At 54.9% G+C, this 5,534-nt stretch carries 3 rRNA genes; all 3 read right to left on the reverse strand.

The features are described 5' to 3' along the window. Positions 1 to 46 precede the first annotated feature (46 nt). Positions 47 to 163, reverse strand: a 5S ribosomal RNA gene (gene rrf, locus E4V99_RS18380). Positions 164 to 268: 105 nt separating this feature from the next. Continuing rightward, positions 269 to 3,375: ribosomal RNA gene (locus E4V99_RS18385) — 23S ribosomal RNA — on the reverse strand. 413 nt (positions 3,376 to 3,788) lie between these two features. Continuing rightward, positions 3,789 to 5,311 (reverse strand): 16S ribosomal RNA (locus E4V99_RS18390). The 16S, 23S and 5S rRNA genes sit together here, the layout of an rRNA operon. Positions 5,312 to 5,534: the final 223 nt, after the last annotated feature.

Here is a 5,534-nt window from a genome sequence, read left to right on the forward strand (position 1 = left end):
AACGCGAAATGGCCACCCAGCGTTGGGTGGCCATTTCTCGGAAGAAGTCCGGCGGTGTCCTACTCTCCCACAGGGTCCCCCCTGCAGTACCATCGGCGCTGTGAGGCTTAGCTTCCGGGTTCGGAATGTAACCGGGCGTTTCCCTCACGCTATGGCCGCCGAAACACTATTGATGTTTCAGTCGTACACAAACGTATGTCTATGTTGTGTTTTGTTCCCGACCGTACATCGGGAACCACTCAGTGGACGCAAGCACCAAAAACGGTGTGTTATCAAGTCATCGGCTTATTAGTACCGGTCAGCTTCACGTGTTGCCACGCTTCCACATCCGGCCTATCAACCCAGTAGTCTGGCTGGGAGCCTCTCGCCCGAAGGCATGGAAGTCTCATCTTGAGGCCGGCTTCCCGCTTAGATGCTTTCAGCGGTTATCCATCCCGAACGTAGCTAATCAGCGGTGCTCCTGGCGGAACAACTGACACACCAGAGGTTCGTCCAACCCGGTCCTCTCGTACTAGGGTCAGATCCTCTCAAACTTCCTACGCGCGCAGCGGATAGGGACCGAACTGTCTCACGACGTTCTAAACCCAGCTCGCGTACCGCTTTAATGGGCGAACAGCCCAACCCTTGGGACCTACTCCAGCCCCAGGATGCGACGAGCCGACATCGAGGTGCCAAACCATGCCGTCGATATGGACTCTTGGGCAAGATCAGCCTGTTATCCCCGAGGTACCTTTTATCCGTTGAGCGACAGCGCTTCCACAAGCCACTGCCGGATCACTAGTCCCGACTTTCGTCCCTGCTCGACCTGTCAGTCTCACAGTCAAGCTCCCTTGTGCACTTACACTCGCCACCTGATTGCCAACCAGGTTGAGGGAACCTTTGGGCGCCTCCGTTACTTTTTGGGAGGCAACCGCCCCAGTTAAACTACCCACCAGGCACTGTCCCTGAACCGGATTACGGTTCTAAGTTAGATATCCAGAGTGACCAGAGTGGTATTTCAACAATGACTCCACATGAACTGGCGTCCATGCTTCACAGTCTCCCACCTATCCTACACAAGCCACACCGAACACCAATACCAAGCTGTAGTAAAGGTCACGGGGTCTTTCCGTCCTGCTGCGCGTAACGAGCATCTTTACTCGTAATGCAATTTCGCCGAGTTCGCGGTTGAGACAGTTGGGAAGTCGTTACGCCATTCGTGCAGGTCGGAACTTACCCGACAAGGAATTTCGCTACCTTAGGATGGTTATAGTTACCACCGCCGTTTACTGGGGCTTAAATTCTCAGCTTCGCCTTGCGGCTAACCGGTCCTCTTAACCTTCCAGCACCGGGCAGGCGTCAGTCCGTATACATCGTCTTGCGACTTGGCACGGACCTGTGTTTTTAGTAAACAGTCGCTACCCACTAGTCTCTGCGGCCTCCAAACGCTTTCGGAGCAAGTCCTAATACGCCGAAGGCCCCCCTTCTCCCGAAGTTACGGGGGCATTTTGCCGAGTTCCTTAACCACGATTCTCTCGATCTCCTTGGTATTCTCTACCTGACCACCTGAGTCGGTTTGGGGTACGGGCAGCTAGAACCTCGCGTCGATGCTTTTCTTGGCAGCATAGGATCACCCACTTTTCATCCGCATCGTGTCTCAGCCTGTATGAACGGCGGATTTGCCTACCGTTCGGCCTACGCACTTGCACCAGGACAACCATCGCCTGGCTTGGGCTACCTTCCTGCGTCACACCTGTTAATACGCTAACCGCACCAGCATGGGGTCGAGCGTTCGCCAAGACGGCTTCACCCCGAAGGGATCCATCCATTCCTGGTTAGGACTCTTAGCACCACTGGATTAGCTTGGGCGGTTCTTCGCCGGTACGGGAATATCAACCCGTTGTCCATCGACTACGCCTGTCGGCCTCGCCTTAGGTCCCGACTTACCCAGGGAAGATTAGCTTGACCCTGGAACCCTTGGTCTTTCGGAGGACATGTTTCTCACATGTCTTTCGCTACTCATGCCTGCATTCTCACTCGTGTGGCCTCCACGGCTGGTTCACACCGCCGCTTCGCTGGCCACACGACGCTCTCCTACCCATCAACACGGCTGGACCACGAAGGCCTACCAATAATGTCAATGCCACAACTTCGGTGGCGTGCTTGAGCCCCGTTACATTGTCGGCGCGGAATCACTTGACCAGTGAGCTATTACGCACTCTTTCAAGGGTGGCTGCTTCTAAGCCAACCTCCTGGTTGTCTAAGCAACTCCACATCCTTTCCCACTTAGCACGCGCTTAGGGACCTTAGTTGGTGGTCTGGGTTGTTTCCCTCTCGACTATGAAGCTTATCCCCCACAGTCTCACTGCTGCGCTCTCACTTACCGGCATTCGGAGTTTGGCTGACGTCAGTAACCTTTTGGGGCCCATCGGCCATCCAGTAGCTCTACCTCCGGCAAGAAACACGCAACGCTGCACCTAAATGCATTTCGGAGAGAACCAGCTATCACGAAGTTTGATTGGCCTTTCACCCCTATCCACAGCTCATCCCCTCAGTTTTCAACCTAAGTGGGTTCGGTCCTCCACGACGTCTTACCGTCGCTTCAACCTGGCCATGGATAGATCACTTCGCTTCGGGTCTAGGACACGCGACTGAATCGCCCTATTCAGACTCGCTTTCGCTACGGCTACCCCACTCGGGTTAACCTCGCCACGTATCGCTAACTCGCAGGCTCATTCTTCAAAAGGCACGCTGTCACAGCTGCTAAGGCTGCTCCAACGGTTTGTAAGCAAACGGTTTCAGGTACTATTTCACTCCCCTCCCGGGGTACTTTTCACCTTTCCCTCACGGTACTTGTCCGCTATCGGTCATCTGGGAGTATTTAGGCTTATCAGGTGGTCCTGACAGATTCACACGGGATTTCTCGGGCCCCGTGCTACTTGGGATACTCTTCGCGTCAAGAGAGGCATTTCGACTACGGGGTTCGCACCCTCTATGACCGGCCTTTCAAGACCGTTCGTCTATACCTTCTTGTAACGCCGACAGATCGGCAGAACTGTCTGAAAAGTCCCACAACCCCGAATACGCAACTCCTGCCGGATATCACACGTACTCGGTTTAGCCTGTTCCGGTTTCGCTCGCCACTACTAACGGAATCGCGGTTGCTTTCTCTTCCTGTGGGTACTGAGATGTTTCACTTCCCCACGTTCCCTCTACCCGCCCTATATATTCAGGCGGGAGTCACTGGGTCGGCACGCCGCCCAGCGGGGTTTCCCCATTCGGAAATCCTCGGATCGAAGTGTGCTTATCCACTCCCCGAGGCTTATCGCAGATTGCTACGTCCTTCTTCGGCTCCAGATGCCAAGGCATCCACCGTTTGCTCTTAAAGACTTGAAATCACATGAGTTTTATCAAGAATCGGTCCGGACAAAGTCCGGCTCGAAATTGACTAATGATCTTTAAGATCATCTATGAGAACTGACCGAAGTCAGTTCAAAGATGCTCGCGTCCACTGTGTAGTTCTCAAAGTACGGGCGGTACCCTCCCCCGCCACCGCAACCGCGGCAACAGAAAAAGGTCCAGAGGTTCAGCCACGACCCCCGAAAGGGTCGCACCCGGTCCCTCAGGACCCAACAGCGTGCATGTGCCGGCAGACCACCAAGCTCCTTTCCAGCCACCGAAGTGACGTACTCAGAACCGGGAGACCCGATCGGCACCTTCTCAAATGTTCCACCCATGAGCTACCAGCAGAAACATTCGTTCTGATCTGGCGCCTGGACACCCCCAAGAGGGTGCCAGATGCTCCTTAGAAAGGAGGTGATCCAGCCGCACCTTCCGGTACGGCTACCTTGTTACGACTTAGTCCTAATTACCGATCCCACCTTCGACAGCTCCCTCCACAAGGGTTGGGCCACCGGCTTCAGGTGTTACCGACTTTCATGACTTGACGGGCGGTGTGTACAAGACCCGGGAACGTATTCACCGCAGCGTTGCTGATCTGCGATTACTAGCGACTCCGACTTCATGAGGTCGAGTTGCAGACCTCAATCCGAACTGGGACCGGCTTTTTGGGATTCGCTCCACCTTACGGTATTGCAGCCCTTTGTACCGGCCATTGTAGCATGCGTGAAGCCCAAGACATAAGGGGCATGATGATTTGACGTCATCCCCACCTTCCTCCGAGTTGACCCCGGCAGTATCCCATGAGTTCCCACCATTACGTGCTGGCAACATAGAACGAGGGTTGCGCTCGTTGCGGGACTTAACCCAACATCTCACGACACGAGCTGACGACAACCATGCACCACCTGTTTACGAGTGTCCAAAGAGTTCCGTATTTCTACGGCGTTCTCGTATATGTCAAGCCTTGGTAAGGTTCTTCGCGTTGCATCGAATTAATCCGCATGCTCCGCCGCTTGTGCGGGTCCCCGTCAATTCCTTTGAGTTTTAGCCTTGCGGCCGTACTCCCCAGGCGGGGAACTTAATGCGTTAGCTGCGTCACGGAGACCGTGGAATGGCCCCCACAACTAGTTCCCAACGTTTACGGGGTGGACTACCAGGGTATCTAAGCCTGTTTGCTCCCCACCCTTTCGCTCCTCAGCGTCAGTTACGGCCCAGAGATCTGCCTTCGCCATCGGTGTTCCTCCTGATATCTGCGCATTCCACCGCTACACCAGGAATTCCAATCTCCCCTACCGCACTCTAGTCTGCCCGTACCCACTGCAGGCCCGAGGTTGAGCCTCGGGTTTTCACAGCAGACGCGACAAACCGCCTACGAGCTCTTTACGCCCAATAATTCCGGATAACGCTTGCGCCCTACGTATTACCGCGGCTGCTGGCACGTAGTTAGCCGGCGCTTTTTCTGCAGGTACCGTCACTTTCGCTTCTTCCCTGCTAAAAGAGGTTTACAACCCGAAGGCCGTCATCCCTCACGCGGCGTTGCTGCATCAGGCTTTCGCCCATTGTGCAATATTCCCCACTGCTGCCTCCCGTAGGAGTCTGGGCCGTGTCTCAGTCCCAGTGTGGCCGGTCACCCTCTCAGGCCGGCTACCCGTCGACGCCTTGGTGAGCCATTACCTCACCAACTAGCTGATAGGCCGCGAGCCCATCCCAGACCGAAAAATCTTTCCAGCTGCTGACCATGCGATCGCAGCTCGTATCCGGTATTAGCAGCTGTTTCCAACTGTTATCCCAGAGTCCGGGGCAGGTTGCTCACGTGTTACTCACCCGTTCGCCACTGATCCAGAGAGCAAGCTCTCCTTCACCGTTCGACTTGCATGTGTTAAGCACGCCGCCAGCGTTCATCCTGAGCCAGGATCAAACTCTCCGTAAAAGAATTTTGCTGCGAGAAGACCGGAATAGGTCAACCCGAGCGAGCTTGATCTGACGATCGGATGCCATTACTGACATATCCGTTTAATCTCAAAAGAATCTCACCGGCCAGCAAAGCTGACCGCGAGGTTTTTTGGCATTTGACAAGTGCACGCTGTTGAGTTCTCAAGGATCGGATGCTCCTGCTACTCAGCCTTCCAGCCTCGCCCGCAGGGCAACTTCTC

It is taken from the genome of Microbacterium sp. dk485, from assembly GCF_004570445.1.
GTDB classification, from domain to species: Bacteria; Actinomycetota; Actinomycetes; order Actinomycetales; family Microbacteriaceae; genus Microbacterium; species Microbacterium wangchenii.